The 20,574-nt window shown below is 72.1% G+C and carries 16 protein-coding genes; 4 read left to right on the top strand and 12 right to left on the bottom strand.

Features of this window, described 5'->3' with window-relative positions:
• Nucleotides 1-370: 370 nt before the first annotated feature.
• The 5 genes from BUB97_RS15935 to msrA form a co-directional block, all read right to left on the bottom strand.
• Nucleotides 371-1,324, bottom strand: coding sequence for a sterol desaturase family protein (locus tag BUB97_RS15935; protein WP_073136475.1), 954 nt, complete (start codon nt 1,322-1,324; stop codon nt 371-373).
• A complete protein-coding gene (locus BUB97_RS15930; RefSeq protein ID WP_073136473.1) occupies nt 1,324-2,088 on the bottom strand; it encodes a polysaccharide deacetylase family protein in 765 nt (254 codons plus the stop codon). Before BUB97_RS15930 ends, BUB97_RS15935 begins: the two co-directional genes overlap by 1 nt.
• 4 nt (nt 2,089-2,092) lie before the next feature.
• On the bottom strand, nt 2,093-3,085 hold the full coding sequence (locus BUB97_RS15925) for a YncE family protein (protein ID WP_073136471.1): 993 nt from the start codon (nt 3,083-3,085) through the stop codon (nt 2,093-2,095).
• A gap of 102 nt (nt 3,086-3,187) precedes the next feature.
• Nucleotides 3,188-3,625 carry a peptide-methionine (R)-S-oxide reductase MsrB gene (gene msrB / locus BUB97_RS15920; RefSeq protein WP_073136469.1) on the bottom strand — a complete coding sequence of 146 codons (438 nt, stop codon included), beginning with the start codon at nt 3,623-3,625 and terminating at the stop codon, nt 3,188-3,190.
• Entirely contained in the window at nt 3,622-4,194 is a 573-nt protein-coding gene (gene msrA / locus BUB97_RS15915; RefSeq protein WP_073136466.1) for a peptide-methionine (S)-S-oxide reductase MsrA, read from the bottom strand. The genes msrB and msrA overlap by 4 nt, the downstream gene beginning before the upstream one ends.
• 123 nt (nt 4,195-4,317) lie before the next feature.
• On the opposite strand from msrA, the gene BUB97_RS15910 reads away from it, so the two are divergent.
• Nucleotides 4,318-5,421, top strand: a complete 1,104-nt coding sequence (locus tag BUB97_RS15910; protein WP_073136464.1) for a serine hydrolase domain-containing protein — start codon at nt 4,318-4,320, stop codon at nt 5,419-5,421.
• Nucleotides 5,422-5,425: 4 nt separating this feature from the next.
• Nucleotides 5,426-6,439 (top strand): dipeptidase, encoded by a 1,014-nt coding sequence (locus BUB97_RS15905; protein WP_073136462.1) that lies wholly within the window; start codon nt 5,426-5,428, stop codon nt 6,437-6,439.
• 41 nt (nt 6,440-6,480) lie between these two features.
• Here BUB97_RS15905 and BUB97_RS15900 read toward each other — a convergent pair whose 3' ends face one another.
• The 4 genes from BUB97_RS15900 to BUB97_RS26260 all read right to left on the bottom strand — a co-directional run bounded on the left by BUB97_RS15900 (nt 6,481) and on the right by BUB97_RS26260 (nt 12,582).
• The gene (locus BUB97_RS15900; RefSeq protein ID WP_073136460.1) at nt 6,481-9,060 is read right to left on the bottom strand and encodes a hybrid sensor histidine kinase/response regulator; all 2,580 of its coding nucleotides are present in this window, start codon (nt 9,058-9,060) and stop codon (nt 6,481-6,483) included.
• 2 nt (nt 9,061-9,062) lie between these two features.
• Nucleotides 9,063-10,220: a TRAP transporter substrate-binding protein gene (locus BUB97_RS15895; protein ID WP_086062243.1), complete on the bottom strand. Its 1,158-nt coding sequence runs from the start codon at nt 10,218-10,220 to the stop codon at nt 9,063-9,065.
• A gap of 165 nt (nt 10,221-10,385) precedes the next feature.
• Nucleotides 10,386-11,366, bottom strand: a complete 981-nt coding sequence (locus BUB97_RS15890; RefSeq protein WP_073136458.1) for a Bug family tripartite tricarboxylate transporter substrate binding protein — start codon at nt 11,364-11,366, stop codon at nt 10,386-10,388.
• A gap of 121 nt (nt 11,367-11,487) precedes the next feature.
• The gene (locus BUB97_RS26260; protein ID WP_073136456.1) at nt 11,488-12,582 is read right to left on the bottom strand and encodes an endo-1,4-beta-xylanase; all 1,095 of its coding nucleotides are present in this window, start codon (nt 12,580-12,582) and stop codon (nt 11,488-11,490) included.
• Nucleotides 12,583-12,645: 63 nt separating this feature from the next.
• Between BUB97_RS26260 and BUB97_RS26255 the strand changes: the two genes are divergently transcribed.
• Complete coding sequence (locus BUB97_RS26255; protein WP_073136453.1) at nt 12,646-14,010, top strand: hypothetical protein; 1,365 nt, start codon at nt 12,646-12,648, stop codon at nt 14,008-14,010.
• A 1,631-nt stretch (nt 14,011-15,641) separates the two neighbouring features.
• Here the strand turns inward: BUB97_RS26255 and BUB97_RS15875 are convergent.
• Genes BUB97_RS15875 through BUB97_RS15865 form a run of 3 tightly spaced genes read right to left on the bottom strand, consistent with a single transcriptional unit; the run spans nt 15,642 to nt 19,287 of the window.
• Nucleotides 15,642-16,397 carry a WecB/TagA/CpsF family glycosyltransferase gene (locus BUB97_RS15875; protein WP_073136451.1) on the bottom strand — a complete coding sequence of 252 codons (756 nt, stop codon included), beginning with the start codon at nt 16,395-16,397 and terminating at the stop codon, nt 15,642-15,644.
• A 2-nt stretch (nt 16,398-16,399) separates the two neighbouring features.
• Nucleotides 16,400-17,131 (bottom strand): polysaccharide biosynthesis/export family protein, encoded by a 732-nt coding sequence (locus BUB97_RS15870; RefSeq protein WP_073136449.1) that lies wholly within the window; start codon nt 17,129-17,131, stop codon nt 16,400-16,402.
• Complete coding sequence (locus BUB97_RS15865; protein ID WP_073136447.1) at nt 17,131-19,287, bottom strand: GumC family protein; 2,157 nt, start codon at nt 19,285-19,287, stop codon at nt 17,131-17,133. Before BUB97_RS15865 ends, BUB97_RS15870 begins: the two co-directional genes overlap by 1 nt.
• A gap of 223 nt (nt 19,288-19,510) precedes the next feature.
• Here BUB97_RS15865 and BUB97_RS15860 point away from each other — a divergent pair, with 223 nt between their 5' ends.
• Nucleotides 19,511-20,494, top strand: coding sequence for an NAD-dependent epimerase/dehydratase family protein (locus BUB97_RS15860; RefSeq protein WP_073136445.1), 984 nt, complete (start codon nt 19,511-19,513; stop codon nt 20,492-20,494).
• Nucleotides 20,495-20,574: the final 80 nt, after the last annotated feature.

Below are 20,574 nucleotides of genomic sequence, written 5' to 3'. Positions count from 1 at the left end.
TAGCCGGCCCCGATCATCGCGACGCGCATGCAACCCCCTGGCTCACCCCCCGCAGGCGCAGAGGATCTCCACCTTCCTTATCGCCACGGCGGGGCGACGGTAAATACGCAAGCGTTCCATCATTCCGCAGGAGCGAAATGCCCTTCCGCCCCTGGGACACGCGCTGCCCGCCGTCGATCCCAGCCATAGGCAAGGCGTCATGGGCGCGCACACCCCCGGCGCCTAGATTCCCCCCGGTGGATCCCATGGCGAAACCCCTGCGCCGTGGAGCACCCAGAGGGGCCAGGCCCCCCAGGCGCGCCACCCCCGGCGCGCCGGCCCCTTCCACGGCCAGACCCCGCCGCCTTCCCCCGGCGGCGGGGCACCCGGCTTAACGCGCCGGGCGGCCCCGCAGCGCCGTCAGGAAGCGCCGCGTTCCCTCGACCTGCTGCCGCCACCAGCCGCCCGTCACCAGCGCGGCGGAGGCTTCCGGATCGCCCGTGCGCGGGAACACGTCGCGCCGGAAATCGCCCGTGCGGAAGATCATGTCCCAGACCGGAAAGAGCACGGCGTAGTTGCGCCCCTCCTCCCCCGCCGAGAGCACGCCGTGATGCAGGCGGTGGAAGCGCGGGGAGACCAGCAGCCGCTCCCCGAGCTTGCCGAAGGAGAGCCGGACATTCGCGTGGGAAAGGCTTTCAGCGACACGGAGGATGATGACGATCAGCGGGAACTGCCCCGGCGGCACGCCGATGAGCAGCGCCAGCCCGCCGAACCAGAGCGCCGCGATCATGTCGTCGATCACGTGATTCCGGTCATCGGTCCAGAAGGTCATCTTCTCCTGGGCGTGGTGGATCGAATGCAGCGCCCACCACCAGGGAATGGTGTGCTGCAACCGGTGCCGCCAGTACTCGCCCAAATCGAGGATGACGATGTAGAGCGCGAAGGCGAGCAGCGGCCGCGTCTCCAGCGCCGGGATCAGCGTCTCCAGCGTCGGCGCCACATAGCCCGCATCGGCGATCCAGCCCGCTATCTGCGCCTGCACGCCGGCCAGGATGACGAAGGCCATCAGCGGCAGCACGCCGAGTCGTGCGAGCAGCGTGTAGGCCACATCGGTCCAGACCACGCGCCGGTCCTCCCAGCGCTCCACCGGCCGCCACGCCTCCAACGGCCGGCAGATGGCATAGACCACCACCACCTGCACGAGGCCGAAGACGAAGAAGTCCATCCAGGAAAAGGCGTCGTCGGCCCATTCCATCATGCCCGCCGCATAGAGGGCGGGCTGGACCGCGGTCTGGAACAGCCAGCTGGTGAAGCCGTCATAGAGACGGACGATGGAATCGAACATCAGCGCTTCCCCTCCGCGGGCAGCGTATCGAAGCAGAAGCCACGCTCCTGCAGTCCGGCGATCAGCGGCTCCAGGATTCCGGCGAAGGGCTCGCGCCGGCTGCGCACGCCCCAATGCATCACCAGCACCTCGCCGTCCCGGATGGCGTCCAGGTTCCGCGCCAGCAGGGCCCGGTTCGGATGCGCGCCGGAATCCAGCTCGTCGCCGAGGAAGCCATGGGCCGTCCAGCCCTGATGGGCCAGCCCGCACTGCCGCGCCATGGCGACCGCGCCGGGCGTCGTGCGCCCGCCCGGGGCGCGCCAGAGCGGCAGCACCTTCGCCTCCGGCACCATCGCCCGCAGCGCCTGCACCGGCCGCTCCAGCTCCGCGCAGAGCGCCGCCCCGTCCAGCAGTTCCGAGCCCTCGCCGGAGCGGCGGGAGGCGTAGCGGACACGCCCCGGCCCGGCATCCCCGGCGAAATACCAGTGCCGCCAGGTATGGCTGGCGAAGACATGCCCCTCCGCCGCCCGGGCGCGCCAGAACTCCGCCCAGCCGGAGGAAAGCGTCCGGTCGCCCCGGAAGCTCGGCTCATCCGCCACGAAAAGGGTGGCGCGGACATTGCGCCGCCGCAGGATGGCGGCGATCTCCTCCGCCTCGCGCGACCAGCCCGTGTCGATCGTCAGGTAGAGCGTGCCGCGGCAGCCCTGCGCCGCGGCCGGCAGGGCGACCAGGGCCGCAAGCGCCCCCAGCACCACCCGCCGCAGGGCGCCACGCCAGCCCGCCATGGGCTCAGCGCGCCACCGGCGCGGCCGGCGTCTCGTTGCGCGCCTGCACGAGGCCCTGGTTGCGGAAGAAGATGCCATGCGGCGAACGCCCGACCGGCGAGGTGGTCACCTCCCCCGTCTCCGGGTCCAGCATGCCGAGCTGCCGGTTCCAGCGCAGCGTGGTCCAGAGCCGCCCGTGCTCGTCGAAGGAGATGCAGTCCGGCCCGCCCGGCACCTCGTAGGTCCGCATCACCTCCAGGCTGAGGGGGTCCAGCGCCGTGATGCGGCTGTCCACGCGGCTGGTCACATAGATCGGCCCGCCACCGGGGGAGGGAAACAGCGCATGCGCCCCGCGCCCGACCCGGATCGTCCGCTCCACCTTCCGCGCCTCGGGATCCACCACCGCCACATGGTCCGCGCCCATGATGCCGATCAGCAGCTTGCCGTTGTGCCAGATGATCCCGGCCGGCTCGCGCCCGACCTGAAGGCTCCAGGCGATCTCCCGCTTCTCCAGGTCGATCGCGGCGATGGCCCGGCTGCCCTGGAGCGTGACGTAGACCACCTTGCTGTCGGGCCGGTACGCGATGTGGCTCGGCATGTCGCCGGGCTTCAGCCGCGCGGCCAGGGTCAGCCCCATGCTCGGCCCGTCCCAGCCATAGATATCCACCTGGTCCCGGCGCAGGCCGGTGACGACCAACATCTTCCCGTCCGGGCTGAACTCCAGGTTGTAGGGATTGGCGATCCGCTCCCGCTTGCGCAGCTCGCCCGTGGTGGGATCGAGGAAGAGGATCTCGTTCCCGCCCGAATCGCCCACCAGCAGCACGTCCCGGGCGGGGGAGAGGGTCAGGTGATGCGGCTCCCGCAGGACGGGAATCTGCCGCAGCTCCGCCCGCGTCGCCGCATCCACCACCTGGATTCCCGGATCCAGCGAGTTGATGACGAAGACCACATCCGCCCGCGCGGCAGCCGGAAACAGGCCGGCCGCGAGAAGGGGGAGCGCGAGGGCGAGGCGGCGCATGGGCGGGAGGCTCCGGTGGGCGTCCAGTGATGAGGCCGCGATCTTACGGAGTCGCGGTGAGCGGCGCTTTGATCCTTAGCATGGCGCGCCCGCTCCGGATGGTCACTCCACCGCCGGCCCGTCCTCGTCCAGCGGGTGGAAGTCCAGCGCCACACCGTTCATGCAGTAGCGCAGCCCCGTCGGGCGGGGACCGTCGGGAAAGACATGGCCGAAATGCCCGCCGCAGGTGGCGCATTGCACCTCCGTCCGGGTCATGAAATGGGAGCGGTCTGTCGTGGTCCGCACCGCGCCCTCGATCGGCTTCCAGAAGGAGGGCCAGCCCGAGCCGCTCTCGTACTTCGTGTCGCTGGTGAAGAGCGGCGACTGGCAGCCGGCGCAGTGGAACACGCCGTCCCGCTTCTCCACGTTCAGCGGGCTCGTCCCGGCACGCTCCGTGCCATGGTGGCGCAGCACGCGATAGGCGTCGGAGGAGAGGCTGTCCCGCCACTCCTCGTCGCTGCGCTGGACGGTGTAGCCCTCGCTCTCCTTGGGGCTGCTCATGCCGCACGCTCCTTCAGCCGATGGGCGAAGCCCTTGCGGAACTTGGCCACCTTCGGCGCCACCACGGCGCGGCAATAGCCGGACCAGGGATTGCGGTTGAAATAGTCCTGATGCTCCGGCTCGGCGGACCAGAACTGCGGCGCGGGCGCCAGCTCCGTCACCACGCGCCCGGAATAGAGGCCCTCGCGCTCCACCTCCGCGATCACCTCCTTCGCGACCGCCTCCTGCTCGGCATCCGCGAAGAAGATCACGCTCCGGTATTGCGGCCCGACATCCGCGCCCTGGCGGTCCTTGGTGGTCGGGTCGTGGATGGTGAAGAACACGCGGAGAATGTCGGCATAGGAGATGACCGCGGGGTCGAAGACCACGCGCACCACCTCGGCATGGCCGGTGGCCTTGCCGCAGACCTGCTCGTAGGACGGGTTGGCGACATGGCCGCCGGCATAGCCGGAGACCACCTCGGAAACGCCTTCGAGGTTGCGGTACACCGCATCGAGGCACCAGAAGCAGCCGCCGCCCAGCAGGGCGACCTGAGATCCGGAACCGGGGTTCTGGGGGGATTGGGTCATGGCCGGAATGTGGTGATTCCGGAGCGGAACACCAAGGCAGGCGCCCGGTTTCCGCCCCAACTTCGCCCCCCCTTTGCCCGCCCCCTTTGCCCTGCCGCGCGCGCGGGTCCACCTTGCGCCGCGATGAGCTTCCCTGCCCCCTCCCCCGCCCCCTTCCCTCAAGCCGCGCCCGAGGCGCTGGGCTTCGACCCCGCGAAGCTGGCCGAGGCCGCCGCCTTCGCCGAGTCCCGCGAAACCCCCTTCCCGCGCGACCTCCTCGCCCATCTCGAGGGCGGGCATTTCGAGCCCGCGCCGGACAATGAGGTGCTGGGCCCCGTGGCCAGCCGGGGCGCCCCGAACGGCCTGATCCTGCGGGACGGCGTGGTCGCGGCCCGCTGGGGCAACACCCGGCAGGCGGACATGACCTTCTCGGTCGCCAAGTCCTGCCTCTCCATCCTGGCCGGCATCGCCCATGGGGATGGCCTCATCCCCGACCTCGACGCCCCCGTCTCCGCCAGCGTGGACGACCCCGCCTTCGACGGCCCGCGCAACGGCGCCATCACCTGGCGGATGCTCCTGCAGCAGACCAGCGAGTGGGAGGGCACCCTCTTCGGCAAGGCCGACCAGATCGACCGCGGCCGCGACCTCGCCAGCGAGGGCACCGGCAAGCCGAAGGGCTGGGCCCGGCCGCTGGCCGCCCCCGGGCAGCACTGGGAGTATAACGACGTCCGCGTGAACGTCCTGTCCCTCGCCCTGCTCCGTACTTTCGGCCAGGCCCTGCCCGAGGTGTGGCGCGCGCGGGTGATGGACCCGATCGGCGCCTCGGACGACTGGCGCTGGGAGGGCTACCGCACCTCCACCGTGGACGTGAAGGGCGAGCCGGTCGTCTCCGTCCCCGGCGGCGGTCATTGGGGCGGTGGCATCGTCACCCATGCCGAGGACCAGGCCCGGCTCGGCCTGCTGATGCTCAACGACGGCGTCTGGGACGGCCGCCGCATCCTGCCCGAGGGCTGGGTCGCGGCCTCGGGCGAGCCGGTGGCGCTGCACCCCGATTACGGCCTGCTCTGGTGGCTCAACCGCAGCGGCCGCTACCCCAAGGCCGACCCGGCCAGCCTCTTCGCCGTAGGCGCGGGCGGCAACACCATCTGGGTCGAGCCCTCCACCCGGATCGTCGCCGTCTTCCGCTGGCTGCACCCGGAGGCCCTGCCCCAGATGATCGCCCGCATCGCCGAAGCCCGCACGAAGTAAGACCATGCACGCCGAAATCCACGCCGAGACCCTAACGCTCGACACCCATGTCGACATCCCCTGGCCGGAGATGGTGGACCCGCGGGGGGTGACCCAGCGCTGCGTCGACTTCACGCGGATGAAGGCGGGCGGGCTGAAGGCGGTCGTCTTCATCGCCTACACCCCCCAGGGCCCACGCACGCCACAGGACCATTCCGAGGCTGGCGCCCGCGCCGAGGCCATGCTGCGCCACATCCGGGACACGGTGCATGGCGAGGGCCGCCGCCTGGTGACCCGTGTGGCCGAGCTGGAGGCTGCCCATGCCGCGGGTGCCACCTCCGTGCTCATGGCGGTGGAGAACGGCAACGCCATGGGGCACGATCTCTCCCGCCTCGCCCTCTGGCGCGGCCTGGGCGCGATCTATCTCACCCTCACCCATGACGGGCACAACGACCTGGCCGATGCCGCCCGCCCCCGCGCCGGCCGGCCGGAACCGGCCAGCCTGCATGGCGGCCTCTCCCCCCTCGGCCGCCAGGCCATCGAGGAGATGAACCGGCTGGGGATGCTGGTGGACGTCTCCCACGCGTCGAAGGCCTCGATGATGCAGGCCGTGGACGCCTCGCGCGCGCCGATCGTCGCCACCCATGCCTGCTGCGCCGCACTGCGGGTGCACCCGCGCAACCTGGACGACGAGCAGCTGGACGCCCTGCGCGACTCCGACGGGCTGGTGCAGATCACGGCGGTCCCTGCCTTCCTGCGAGATCCGGGCCCGGATGGCCGCTATCACGCGAGCGTGGACGACATCGCCGACCATGTGGATCATGCGGTGCGCCGCATCGGCCTCGCCCATGTCGGCCTCTCCTCCGACTTCGACGGCGGCGGCGGCGTGACGGGCTGGATGCATGCCGGCGAGAGCGGCGGCCTGACCGAGGCGCTGCACCGCCGCGGCTATGACCGCGAGGCGCTCGGCCTGCTCTGGGCCGGCAACTTCCTCCGCGTCTGGCGGCGGGCGGAGGAGGTCGCGGCCGAGGGCTTCTGAGGGGCCGGCGGAGCGGCGCAGGCGGCGCGAGCCGCCCCGCCCTACCCTCCCGCCGGGGCCGCCGCTGAAGCGGGGACGATCTTCGCCAGCTCGGCCGCCAGCGCCTCCCGCGTCACGGGCTTGGGCAGGTAGCCCGTCATGCCGGCTTCTCGGCAAACCGTGTTGTCGCTGTCGAAGACGCCGGCGGTCAGCGCCACCACGGGCACGTTGCGTGCCTGCTCCTCCGGCAGGGCACGCAGGCGACGCGTCGCCTCCAACCCGTCCATTCCCGGCATCGCCAGGTCCATCAGAACGAGGTCGAAGGGCTCGCCGGCCCGTGCGGCGGCCGCCACAACCTCCACCGCCTCGGCACCGCCGGCCGCCAGCTCCGCGTGATGCCCCGCCCGTTCCAGCAGCGCCCGCGCGACGAGCCGGTTCGTCGGCACGTCGTCCACCACCAGCACCTTGAGGCGAACCTCCCGCCTCTCGGCGGCGGCCGGGGCGGGCGCGGACGGCGCCGGCAACGCCGCGGGCTCCATCGGCAGCTCGACCCAGAAGCGCGCGCCGGTGCCGCCCTCGGCCTGCGCATCGGGGTTGTCGTCCACCCCGATCCGCCCGCCCATCGCCTCCACGATACCGGTCGAGATAGCCAGGCCGAGGCCGAAGCCGTCCACCACGGGAAGGTCGGGGCCGGATGGCTCCAGCCGCACGAAATCCCGGAACACGTTGCCGCGCTGGTCCAGCGGAATGCCCGGCCCGGTGTCCAGCACCTCCAGCCGCAGCCGGTCGCCGCCGGGGTCCGGAAGCAAAAGGCTCTTCAGCATCACCCGCCCGCCCGGCGGGGTGAACTTCACGGCGTTGGAGAGAAGGTTGAGCGCGAGCTGCCGCAGCCGCATGGCGTCCAGCAGCAGCCCCGGCGGCAGGGCGGGGTCATGCGACGTGTTCACGGCGATGTCGCGCGCCACCGCCGCCGGGCGGACGAGATCCGCGCAGGAATCCAGCAGCGGCAGCAGCGCCGTCGGCTCCCGCCGTAGCGGCATGCGCCCGGCTTCCACATGGGCCAGGTCCAGCACGTCATTCGCCACGTCGAGGAGATGCCGGCCGGCGGCCTCCAGCATGACGGCACGGCCACGCTGCTCCGCCGTCAGGCTGGGGTCGCTCGCCAGGGCCTGCGCCATGCCGAGCACCCCGTTCAGCGGCGTGCGCAACTCGTGGCTCATCCGGGCCAGGAAGCGGGACTTGGCGGCCCCTGCCGCCGCGGCCTGGTCGCGCGCCTCGGCCAGATCGGCCGCGGCACGCTTCTGCTGGGTGATGTCCGTGCGGATTCCGACCGATCCGCCACCCGGCACGCGCCGCTCGGTCACAAGGATCCAGCGCCCGTCCGGCAGCAGCCGCTCGACGGGCGCGGTGTTCCAGGGATGCCGGTAATGCGCCATCGCCTCGGCCACGAAGCCTTCCTTGTCGGCTCCGGCCTGCGGATACTGCCCGTGCTCGGCGCCGTAGCGCATGATCTCGGTCAGGGTGGCGCCGGGTTTGATGGCGGGGGCGCTGGCCTTGTAGAAGTCCCGGTACCGGTCGTTGCAGACGATCAGCCGGTCCTCCTCGTCCCACATCACGAAGCCGTCCGACATCGCCGCGATGGAGGATTCCAGGAGCTGCCGCCCCCGCGCCCGCTCCGTCTCGGCAAGGTCGCGCTGCCGCAGCATCGCGAGCAGGAGCGCCGCGATCGCGAGGGTGAGCAGGGCGAGGCCGCCCGTCGCATAGAGGATGCGCTCCTCGTTCTCCTGCCAGTCCGCCAGGGCCGGCCCGCTGTCCTGCAGGGTGACTACATGCAAGGACGGATAGAGGGTGCGGCGCAACGCGGTGATCCGCCCGGGCTCTACCCCTTCCGCGAGCGGCCGCGCCACGGGCCGGCCGATCCGGGCCTCGTCATGCGGAGCGCTGGCCAGCAGCACCCGGTCCTCGCTGCGGATCAGCAGAACCCGCCTTCCCTCGGCATCGGCCCGCGCGCCGAAGCCGGTCAGGCCGGCGGCGACGACGGGCACCGGCACCTCCGCCACCGCCAGCACGGGCGGCAGTCCGGCCAGGGTCACGGGGCGAGCGACGAAGAGGGCCCATTCGCCGGTCGCGGGATTGGGCACCGGCGCGGCGATCGCCACCCCGCCCCGGGCGCCCGTCGCGCCATGCGCAGGCGCCAGCAACGCGCTATGCAGCACGGGCGGCGGCCGCCGGCGCGAACCGGCCACCGCGGCCGCGATGGGCGTGCCGCCCTCCATGGGCAGCAGGATAAGGTCACGAAAGCCGAGGCTGCTGTCACTCAGCCCCATGAGCATGCGCGAGAGCGCCGCCGAGCGCTCGGCCGGCGGCGTGCCAGGGCCGAGGCTGGCCAGCGCGGGCGCGAGCAGGTTCGGAAGCCCGGCCAGGGCGCTGTCCACCGCCAGGAAGCTGCGGTTCATGGAGGCGGCGGCACTCTCGGCCGCTTCGTTCACGGCCTGCTGTGCATTGGCCGTCGCTGTCGTCCGGCCCTGCCGCACGATCATCTGCGCCACCCCCGCCTGCACGGCGAGCAGCGCCAGCGTGGCCAGGAGGATCCAAAGGCCGGCGAAGCGCTGCTGCCCGAAGCGGAAACGGCCCGTCGGCATGGCTAGCGGCCCACCGGCACGGCGACGCCGAGCTGCTCGCCGGACCGCTCGTTCCAGTCCTCGGCACAGTTGGGCCCGCAGCGATCCGCCCAGCGCGGCAGGATCACCTCGCGGACCAGCCGGCGGCGCAGCGCGTCATCCTCGTGCGTCACGCGCACCAGCGTCATCCTGCCCCGGGCGCGCGTCCCGGTGGGGCCGATCATCTGCTCGGCCGGGCAGTCGGGCTGGCCGGTGTTGCAGGCCAGGCCCAGCCCGGTCTCTGCATCCGAGGCGTCCCAGATGCGCTGCTCCAGCTCGGCCAGCTCCCGCCGGAGCACCTCACGCAGATCCTCCGGCAGGGCGGCCCAGGCCGCGCGGTTCGCCCCGAAGAGCGAGACGCCCCAGGTCAGAGCCATGGCATGGACATGGCTCGTCACCTCGTTCAGCCCGATCTGCCAGCCGGAAAGCGTTCCCGTGATGGCGCATTCCACCACTCCGGCACGGAGGGAGGGGACGATATCGGCAAAGGGGATGACCACCGGCACGGCCCCGATCGCCGAAACCCATTCCGACTGCGCCGCGGCGGAGGTGCGGATGCGCCGTCCTCGCAGGTCCAGCAAGCTCTGGAAGGGTCTCGCGCAGAAGAAGACCTGGGCGGGATAGACATAGACGGCCAGGAGCTCCGTCTCATGCCGCTCGCGCAGCATGGTCTCCAGCCAGGGGCGGTTCGTCGCCACCACCCGCCGCAGCGTCGCCATGTCCGGGGAGACGCCCGGCAGCTCGAGGGCGGAGAGCTCCGGCTCCTCCGCGGCCACGAGGCCGAGCAGCGCGGTGCTGAACGGGGTGACCCCGAGGCGGAGAAGGCGCAGCGCCTCCTGGCCACGGATGCCGCTGCGGTCGAAGGGCGAGATATCCGCCGTCAGCCGGCCGCCGGTCACCTCGGGAAGACGACGCGTCCAGAAGGGCTGCTCCAGCCGCGTGTACTGGCTGACGCCCGCCAGCCCCCCGACCACCTGAAGGCGCATCGGGGCCGAATTCGCGGGGGAGGCGGGCGTGGGCGCCTGGGCCACAGCGGGAGAAAGACCGCCCCCCACAATGCCCAGGGAGCAGGCCAGCACGAGGCTGCACAGGCTGCCCACAGCCCGGCGTGCCGCCCCAGCCACATCCAGCAACCCGACCATACGATCACTCCGGCGAGGGGAACGGCAGCACCCGGATATATCGGGCACCTCTCGAACTTCTGATTATACTTGGCCGAACCCCGCTCCGGAACAACCCAAACGCGCAGCTGACCGGCCGCTACGCGCCACCGTAGCGTACAGGCCAGCCTCCTGCGCCTCTTTGTTCTATTCCAGCCTGACCCCCGCCTCCCGCACCACATGCCCCAGCCGCTCGGCATCGCGCCGGACCAGGGCCGCGGCCTCGGCGGCCGAGCCGCCGCCCGGGATATAACCGGCCTCCACCAGCCGGGCGTTGATGGAGCGGTCCGCGATCACCCGGCCCAGCGCCGTTTCCCATCGCCGGACCACCTCAGTGGGCAGGCCTGCAGGGCCGAGAACCATGTACCAGACCGACATGTCGTAGCCGGGATAGCCCTGTTCGGCGACCGTGGGGACATCCGGAAGCGCCGTCGCGCGCTGCGGCAGGGTGGTGGCCAGGGCCCGCATGCGCCCGGCCCGGATATGCGGGAGATAGGTCGCCAGCGTGTCGATGTTCACGTCCACATCGCCCGCCATCAGCGCGTTCACAGACTGGCCCGTGCCGCGATAGGGGATGTGGGTCATCCGCATGCCCCCCCGCCGCGAGAGCAGCTCGCTCGCGAGATGCTGCTGGCTCCCGACGCCGGAGGTGCCGTAGTTCAGGCCGTCCGGCTTCTCCTGGGCGAGGGCCTTGAGGCTCGCCACGTCCCGTGCCGGGCTGTCCGCCCGCACCACCATCACCAGCGGTAGGGTGCCCACCAGCATGATCGGCGTGAAGTCGCGGAGCTGGTCATAGGGCGGCGGCCGCATCAGCGGTGCCACGGTGCATTGCGTGCTGACGGTCCCGGTGAGGAGGGTGTACCCGTCGGGCCTGGAGCGCGCGGCGGCGGCCGCGGCGAGCGTGCCGCTGGCACCCGGCCGGTTCTCCACGGTGACCGGCTGGCCCAGCTCCTCCTGCAGCCGGGGCGAAAGCATGCGCACCACGATATCCGTGCCGCCGCCGGGGGCGAAGCCGACGAGCATGGTGACGGGGCGGGAGGGATAGGCCTCCTGGGCCGAAGCCGGGCCGGCCAGGGCCGGCAGGGCCGCGGCGCCGAGGCCGCCCATTAGAGAGCGCCGGTGAAGCATCGTTTCCTCCAGACTTTGGCTTTGGCACCAGCCTGGACCACGGGACGGAGCGGCGTCCATGGGTTAGCGCCGCTTCCGCCCGGGGCACCGATCACGTCGCGCGGAAGGCGGGACGCCTCGCTCAGCGCATCGGGGCCGCGCGGAAGGCCTCGGCGATGGCGTACCAGGCGGGCTTGCGCCCGAAGGAATCATCATAGGGATGGGCGCGCACGGGCAGCCCGTCCTCCCGCCGTGCGAAGCGGCTATCGTTCATCCATGTGTACCGGTCGCTAATGCCCCAGAGGGTCACGAGCCGTAGGGCGGGCTCGGCGAGCGCCGCGTCGAGAAAGGCCCGGTAGCTGCGGGCAACCGCCGCATCCCGCGCTGCGACATCGGGTGGCAGCCCGCGATCGGTCACGTCCAGCTCGGTGACATAAACCTCCAGCCCCAACCCCGCCACGGCCCGGATGAAATCCCGCAGGACCGAGGGCTCGAAGCCCCGCGCCGCCGCGCCGAGATGCGCCTGAATGCCCAGGGCCTGCACCGGCACGCCGCGCCGCACCATGCCGCGCAGCAGGGCCAGCACGGCGACCCGGCGTGCCTCCTGCTCCGGCGTGGCCAGCTCCAGCCCATACTCGTTCAGCACCAGCCGCGCCGCCGGATCCGCCTCGCGCGCCAGGTGAAAGGCCAGGTCGATATAGCCGGGCCCAAGCGCCCGGAGGAAAGGCGTGTCGCGCAGCCCGTCCGCGCGGCGGTCCCAGGGCTCCACCGGCTCGTTCACCACGTCCCAGGACTGCATCCGCCCGGCATAGCGGCCCGCCACCGTGCGGATGTGCCGCTCGAGCAGAGCGCGCATCCCCGCCGCATCGCGTGGCGCGCGGGCGAACCAGGGTGGCAGAGCCTCGTGCCAGACGAGCGCATGGCCACGCACCGCCTGGCCCCGCTCCTCGGCGAAGCGCAGCATGAAATCCGCGTCCTGAAAGTCGAAGCCCTCCGGCGAAGGCCGGTGCCCCGCCCATTTCAGCTCCAGCCCCGGCACGATCATCGCAGCATCCGCGGCGGCGATCCGGCGCATCTCGCCGGATTCCTCCACCTGGCCGCGTGTCAGGGTGGTGCCGAAGACAATTCCCCGCGCCTGGGCCAGGGTGGCCAGCCCAAGTTCATCCGCTCTCGCCAGCACCGGGCAAAGGCCAGCCGCCAGCAACCCACGCCGGCCGAGGCGTGCCTTCCCCCTCACGAGCGCGCTTGCCCCCGTCGCCGGGCTGGACAAGTGTCGCGGCAGCGGCAATCGAAGCGCGGCATGCAGGGCCTCCTCCTCACACCAGACCCGCCGGCAGCGCCGGGCACGGCAAGCAGCCCCGCCGCGCCCCGGCGGGAGGGCCTGCTGTCGCGCACATGGGTCTGGTTCCTGCTGATGCCCATGTTCTTCCAGCTCTACCACTACAAGAACGAGACAGGGCCGCTCTACTACCTCTCCAAGCTCTGGCCGGTGCTGCTCGCGCCGCTGGTCCTGCTGGGCGTGACCACGCTGCGCCTGCCGGACGGCGCGCTCTACCTCGCGGCCGTCGCCTACTCCCTCGTCGTGCCCGTGCTGCTCTCGATGATCTACCTGCCCAATGGGCTGGTGGACGCGCTGCTCTCCTCCATCAAGGCCTGGCCCCTCACCTTCTACTTCTCCTTCGCCGCCCTGCTCTGGCTGCTCCGCCCCTCGGAAGCGGCCGTGAAGCGCGGCGCCCTTCTCGCCGGCGCGGCCACCTATGCCATCATGCTGCTGCTCTGGGTCACGGTTCCCGCCGAGCGCTACCAGCCCGGCCTGACCATGTTCTCCTGGGACGAAGGCCGCGGCTCCTACATCCGCATGCCCATGATGCTCGGCGTGCTGACCATGTTCTGGCTGGGCCGGCGCTTCGTGCGGGAATGGCGGATCTGGCAGCTCCTCCTGGCCATCGCCTGCGTCGTCGCCATGGGCAGCATCTACCGCGCCCGCCTGCCCACCGGCGTCAGCATCCTCGTGCTGCTGATGATCCTCGCCACGCCCCTCCCCCGCAACTGGCGCTGGGGCCTGGGTGCCCTGGCCGCGCTACCGGCCGTCGCCGGGACGGTGGTCATCGCGCCGGACCTTCCCGCCATCCTCGGCAAGATCTTCGACGCCTCGCTCTTCATCCGCCTGCGCTCCAGCACCATCGCCTGGGACTGGCTGATCTCCGACCCCGTCAAGCTCATCCTCGGCAGCGGCTCCACCTCCTCCTTCTCCGACCTCACCATGGCCGACTTCTTCGGCAATGCGGATTTCTGGTTGACGGACATCGGATGGCTCGGCGTCATCATGGAGTACGGTCTGATCGGCACGGCGATGATCATCGCGCTGCACCTCCGCGCCCTCACCGCCGCCCGCGCCCTCCGCCACCGCAGCGCCTTTCGCGCCGCCCTCGGCGACTACGTGCTGTTCGAAATCCTCTGCTCCGTCGTCTACTCCGTTATGTACGCACCCGGCCCGGTGGTGACGGTGGCCGCGATAGCCTGGTGGCTGCGCTTGCGCGACGAGGCCGGAATGGCCGAGAGCCAGCCGGGCTGGCCGGGACAGGTCGATGCCAGCCGCGCCGAGACCCCAGCCTGGGCATCGGGCCGGATCCCCGCCGCGCGAGCGGCCGTCGGTGCGCCCTGATGCGCTTGTTCTGATCTGTTCGGTCTGTCCGGGGAGAGGAAGAAGGAATTCTTCCTCTCCCCGGACCGCTCACCATCATCTTTTTCTTCAAGTTTCGAATCACTCGGCTGACGGTGCGCCTCGGGTCCACGACCCGAGGCGACTGCAAAGCCAGGAATTAGCGCCCCAGCCAAAGACCCCTTCGATCAGGGTATCCACGGCAGTCCGATGGGGTTCCAAGGGCCTCAGGCCCTTGGCGGGTGGAGGGCGGAGCCCTCGCCTACCCCGGCCCCGAGACGAGCGCGCCGAGAGGCACTCTCCCCTCCTCCGATCACACGGCCCTGTCGTTCGGGCCCCGGCCCGCACCACGCCACCCGGTGCCGCGCGGGCCGCCGCGGATCATGGCGCCACCGCGCCCCCGCCCAGCGCCCGCAACCCGCGGCGCACGCCACGCGCCAGCAGGCTCACCTGCACCACCCCGCCGAGGATCATGGCGACCAGCGCGCCCTGCGGCCCCAAGCTCTGGAGCAGCGGCGCCATCGCGGCCCCGCAGACCAGCGCGCCGCCGAGTTCCGCCAGGGCCAGGTCCCGCAGGCGCCCGAGGGCCTGCAGCGCCACGAGGCCCGCGACCCAGAAGGAGCTGATGACGAAGACCGCCGTCCAGAGCAGCACCTCCGACTCCAGCCCCGCATAACGCCCGGCATAGAGCCAGGCCGAAATCCAGGGCCAGAGCAGCGCGGCGGCGAGCCCGAGGCCGAGCGTGGCCAGGGCCGGCACCCCGCCGCCGAGCAGGAGAAGGCGCCAGAAGCCGCGCACATCGCCGGCGTGGCGCCGGGCTGCGAGGGGCCGGCGGGAGGCGGCGCTGAAGGCACCGGCAAGGAGCGTGGCGGGGCGCAGCACCGTCTGCCCGGCGACCAGCCCCGCCAGCGCGGCCGCGCCGAACCAGGCGGCGACGGTGAAGATGGCCAGCCGCGTGAAGGCCTCGTTCGCGGCACCGGCGACCAGCGACCAGCCCGAGCGCCGCGCGAGCACGCGCCAACGCCGCCGGGCGGCGCCGCCGAAATCGGCGGGCCGGGGCCCGGAAAGGCGCCGGATTACCAGCACCGCCGCGGCCCCCTGCCCCAGCCCGTTCAGTGCCAGCAGCAGCGAGACCGAAGGCAGCTCTCCCAGCGCGGCCTCCACCCCCAGCGCGGTGCCCACGACCGCGAGGGACGCGGCGGGGATGACGGCCGTCCGCGCCATGTCGCCATGGGAGGAGGCCAGGGTGCGCGCATGCAGCCCCGCCACGCTGCCCACCACCAGCGGAACCGCCCCCCAGGCCGCGAAGCTCGCCCCGAGCAGCGGCATGAAAGCCGCGGCGAGCAAGCCCGCCAGCCCAGTGAGCACGAGATTGCCCGACAGGATCGCACGCTCCGCCTGGCGCCGCCCGGCCGAGGGCGCGGGCGGGAGGCGGTAGAGATGGACGGAGGTGAAGGCGGAGACGATGGTGCCCACCACCAGCGCGACATTGATCCAGAAGACATAGGCGCCGAGCTGCCCCGCCGTGCCGCGCCGGATCAGCCACAGCGTGACGCCGAGGGAGAGGAGCGCGGCCAGCCCCTGATCCGCGAAGGCGAGGAGGGTGCGCGGGCCAACCGCCCGCAGGCGCCCGATCAGGACCGCCCCGCCCCCCGGGCGCGCCGCGCCGCGATGGCGAGGCGCAGCAACGGCAGCATGTCCGCGGCATAGCGACGGCCGAGGCGCTGCGGCTCGGTGAAGGCGCGGTGCAGCCATTCCAGCCCGTAGCGCCGCATCCAGGCCGGCGCGCGCGGCGTGAGGTCCGCGGCGAAGAGCAACCCGCTTCCCACCGCGATGCCGATGCCGCTGGCCTTCCCCCGCCGCGCCACCGCCTGCATCAGCCGCTCGGAACGCGGGGCACCGGTGGCGACGAAGGTGATGCGGGCCGGGTGGTCCTCGATGAAGCGGATCGCCGCCTCGCGCGCCTCCGGCCGGTCGATATAGCCCATCGGGGGCTCGTGCTGGGCGATGTGGCGCAGCCCGAAGCGGGCCCGCAGCGCCTCGGCGATGCGCGGCCCGCCGCCGATGATGGTGATCGGGTCCTCCGGCCGGATGACGCCGTTCAGCAGCGCCACGCAGAGATCGCTCCCCGCCGCCATCGGCACCGCCTCGTCCAGCGCCCAGCGATGCAGCCGCGCGAGGATGCCGCTGTCGTTCAGCCGCAGCCAGGCCTCCTCATGCGCGGCGCGAAGGCCGGTCGCGGGGTCCTCGGCCAGCAGCAGGATCTGCGCATTGATGGTGACGACATAGGCGAAGGGCAGTCCGGGGTCGCGCGCCGCGATCGCCCGGGCGGCGGCCGCGAGGTCCAGCGGCGCGACGGGCGCGCGGCCGAGCAGGCTGATCTCCCGCATGGTCAGAACAGGTTGCCCGGCGTGTTCTTGTTGATGGCGTAGGAGAAGGAGCGGGAGAAGGGGATGATCCGGTTGATCGCCTGGTCGACCCAGAGCCCCACTTCCGCGATGCGCGAACGCGGCACATAGACGATGTCGCCCGCCACCAGCGGCACGTCGCCGCCGGGATCGCTGCCGGAGATGAAGGCCTGCAGGTTCACCGTGCGCAGCATCGGCCGGTTGTCCGGGGAACGGCGGATGAGCACCACCTGGTCCATCCGCGCCGCTTCCTCCAGCCCGCCCGCCAGCGCCACCACCTCCGCCACGCCTCGGCGGCCCGTAAGCGGATAGGCACCCGCCTTACGCACCGAACCGCCGACATAGGCGACCGAGGAACCGGCCTCGTCCAGCCCGGCCGTCACGATGGGGTTGGTTAGGCTCCGGCGGGAAGCTTCGGCCACGCTGCGTTCCAGCTCCGCCGTGCTGCGCCCCGCCGCCTCCACCCGCCCGGCGACGCGGAGCGAGATGGTGCCGTCCGGGGCCACCAGCGCCGTCTCGTTCACCTCGGGGGTGAGGAGGAACTGAATCTTCACCCGGTCGCCCGGGCCGAAGCGATACGGGGCCGGCGCATCCGTCCAGGCGGCGAAGCCCTCCGGCATGCGCTCCTCCACCCGGATGGACTGGGTGGTGCCGAAATTGTCGGTGCCCGGCGCGCAGGCCGCCAGCAGGAGGAGGAGGGAAAGCGTAGCGCGCATCAGCCGACCATCCGGGCCAGGCGGCGAGGCACCAGGGGCCGCTCGCCGCTCATCACGAAACCCACGAGCCGGCCACCGGCCGAGAGCACCGCGTCCCGCGCCGCCCGGATCGTCCCCTTGTCCGTGCGCTGGGCGCGCAGAGCGAGCACATTGGCATCCACCAGCGCGGTCAGGCGGCGCATGGCATAATCCTCCGCATCGGTCGGCGCGACGACGACCACCACATCCAGGTCGCGCCGCAGCCGCTCTAGCAGCGCGACCGTACGCTCGATGCCGGCATGTGGGTCGCCGAGGATGCTCTGGCGCGCGCCATACGCCACCCAGAGATGGGGAATGGCGGTGTTGAAGGCCAGCAGGTTCTCGGGGTCCTGCGGCTCGTGCACGGGGTGGGAGCCCATCGCGGCGAGATAGGCGCGCCCATCCGTCTCCAGATCCACCAGCAGGGTGCGCAGCCCGCGCGAACGCGCCATCTCCGCCGCGACGGTGAGCGCGATCGCGCTGCGCCCGTCCTCCGCATCGGTCGCGACGAACTGGATGACGGAGAGTCGCTCCCCGCTCGCCCGCGCATCCAGCAGCATCGCCGCGAGATCCGTCACCTGCGGCGTCGCCGCGCCGCCGATCAGCTTCACATCGGGCGGGATGGAGGCGAGGCCGGGCAGGCCGAGCCCACGCGACGCCTCGTCGGAGGTGGCGAAGCTGCGGCGGAAAAGGGTGAGTAGCACGGCCGCGGCCCCGGCCGCGATCATCCCGCCCAGCACGCCGCCGACGACGAAGGCCATCCGCAGGTCCCGCGGCCGCGCCGCCGCCACCGGGCTCTGCGCGACGGTGACGGATGGGGAACGGGACCGCCGCGCATCTTCGGCGATGCGCGCCCCGGTCTCCCGGTTGGCGAGCTGCCGGAAGGAGGCCTCCATCGCGTCCCGGCGGCGCCCGAGGTCACGCAGCTGGGCCTCGGACCGCAACAGGGCTTCCGCCCGCGCCTGGGCCTCGGCGCGCTGGCTGTCCAGCTCTGCCATCTGGCGGCCCGAGGCATCCGCCTCCACCTCCAGCGTCGCGATCCGCAGCGAGAGCTGCTCCACGGCGGGGTTGCGCACCTCCCGTACCGTTTCGAAGCGGTTGTTCCGGTTGCCGGCGATGCTCTGCTGCAGGGTGGCGATGCGCTGGTCCAGCTCGCGCAGGGGCGGCCAGTCCGGCGTGTATTGCGCGGCCATCCGGCGGCGCTCGAGCGTCAGGCGGGTCAGCTCGTTCCGGCTGTCGTCATTGGGTGCGAGGTTGGTGGTCTCGGAGGCCGCCACCACCCGCTGCGGATAGGCCGCGAGCCGGGCCCGGGCCGCCTCAAGCTGCGCATCCGTCGCCGCCTTGCGCTCCCGCAGGGCATCGATCCGGCCGGTCACGTTGTCCAGCCGCGCATTGGCGATCTGCACGTCCTGCGGCAGGTCCAGTACCCGCGCTTCCGACCGCACCCGCGCGATCTCGTCGTCCAGTGCCCGCAGCTCCGCCGCCATCTTGTCCGTCTCGAGAGAGAGGACGGCCGCGTCTCCCTGGGCGAAGATCTCCCGGCGATGCGCGGTATAGGCCTCGAACACCGCCCGCAGCGCCGCCGTCGACTGTTCGCGCGTCGGCAGGGAAGCCGTGACGCGCATCAGGTTCGAAGTGGCGGAGGTGAGGGCCAGCAGCGACTGGCGCAGGCGCTGCGCCTGCTGCGGCAGGCTTTCCTCCCGCGGCGGCAGAAGGCCGAACAGCCGGCCCTCCGGCTCGGGCAGGATGGAACCGGGCGGCGCCTCGGAAAGCGCGCGGCGCAGCACGACATCGGAGAGGAGGATCTCCAGCTCCGACTGCACCACCTTCGGCATCTCAACGCTCACCACCATCGGCCCCGTGCCGGTCAGGTCCGGCGCGCCGGCGCTTTCGCGGCTCACCTGGACGAGCAGCAGCCCCTCCGCCGGCCAAAGCGGGCGGATGAGCAGGGCGGCCAGCAGTGCGCCGATGAAGGGAACGAGAAAGGCCAGGGCAATCAGCGTCTTGCGAACGAAGATGGTCGTCAGGATGTCGCGCGGGGCAAGGGTGAAGCCGGGCTCCGGCATCGGCGCGCGCGGCAGCGGCGCGCGGCGCTGGACGGCGGGCATGGCGCGGCGCGGGCTGGCGATAAGGCTCAACGGCCCGATCTCCCCGGCCCGGCAGGAGGGCCGCCAGCCGGCGCCCCGCTCCGGTTCATCACCATCCCCAGTTGTATCACCCGACCTTGCCCCCCGGGCATAGCGGGGACCGGCCCCAATCCTTCTCAAATCCTGATAACATGTCGTCGGGTTTGGGCGAAATGCCTCTTTCTGGCACCCGCCGGCATTGGCGGGGCCGCGGGCAGGGTGCGAAACTCCGCCGATGCAAGGCCCAGTCCTGATCCTCGGCGCCGGCGGCTTCATCGGCCGCCACATGACCGCAGGCCTGTCCGCGGCAGGCCTGCGCGTCATCGCCGGCATGCGGCGCCGACCTGGCCAGCCACTGGGCCAGCCACTGGGCCAGCAACTGGGCCAGCAACCGGAACGCACCGAGTTCCGGCAGGTCGATGCCGCCGATGAGGGCTCCCTCAGCCGGGCACTGGACGGGGTGGGCGCGGTGGTGAACTGCGTGGCCGCCGATCCGGCCGCCATGGTCGCGGCGACGCGCGCCCTGGCCAAGGCGGCCGGCCGCCGCCGCATCGTCCATCTGAGCAGCATGGCCGTCTATGGCAGCGCGACCGGCCTTGTCGGCGAGGACGCGCCGCTGACCCCCGAGGGGGCCTATGGAGAGGCCAAGGCCGAAAGCGAGCGGCTGCTGGCAGCCCTGCCCGGCCCCGTGATCATGCTGCGCCCGGGCTGCGTGCACGGCCCGGGCTCCGAGGGCTGGACCGCGCGCCCCGCACGGCTGCTGCGCGCCGGCCGCCTCGGCGACCTCGGGCCTGACGGGGACGGCGTGTGCAATCTCACCTCGGCCGCCGACCTCGTGGCGGCCACCACGGCCGCGCTGCGCCTGCCCGGCGCCCCCGCGGGCGCCATGGCGCTGAACCTGTCGGACCCCGCCCCCGGCGACTGGAACGCCTATTTCCTCGCCCTGGCCCTCGCCACCGGAGCCACCCCGCTGCGCCGCCTGCCCGGCTGGCAACTGAAGGCCGAGAAGCTCGCCGCCTACCCGCTGAAGGTGATGGAGATCAGCGCCGGCAAAGCCCGCCTCCGCACGCCCGACCCCATCCCCCCTTCCCTGCTGCGCCTGTTCCGCCAGGACATCACCCTGGACCATCGCCGGGCGGATGCGGCGCTCGGCTTCGCCAGAACTCCGCCCGCCCAAGCCATCTCGGAAGCCGCGCACTGGTTCCTGCGCGAAGGGTAATACCGGCGCGCCTCGGTTCTGATTCGTGGGTTTGTCCCGGGGAGAGGAAGAAGGAATTCTTCCTCTCCCCGGGCCCCTCA

Source organism: Muricoccus roseus (assembly GCF_900141905.1).
GTDB lineage: Bacteria > Pseudomonadota > Alphaproteobacteria > Acetobacterales > Acetobacteraceae > Roseomonas > Roseomonas rosea.
The sequence above is the reverse complement of the archived record's forward strand: the minus strand, read 5'-3'. Positions and strand labels throughout refer to the sequence as shown.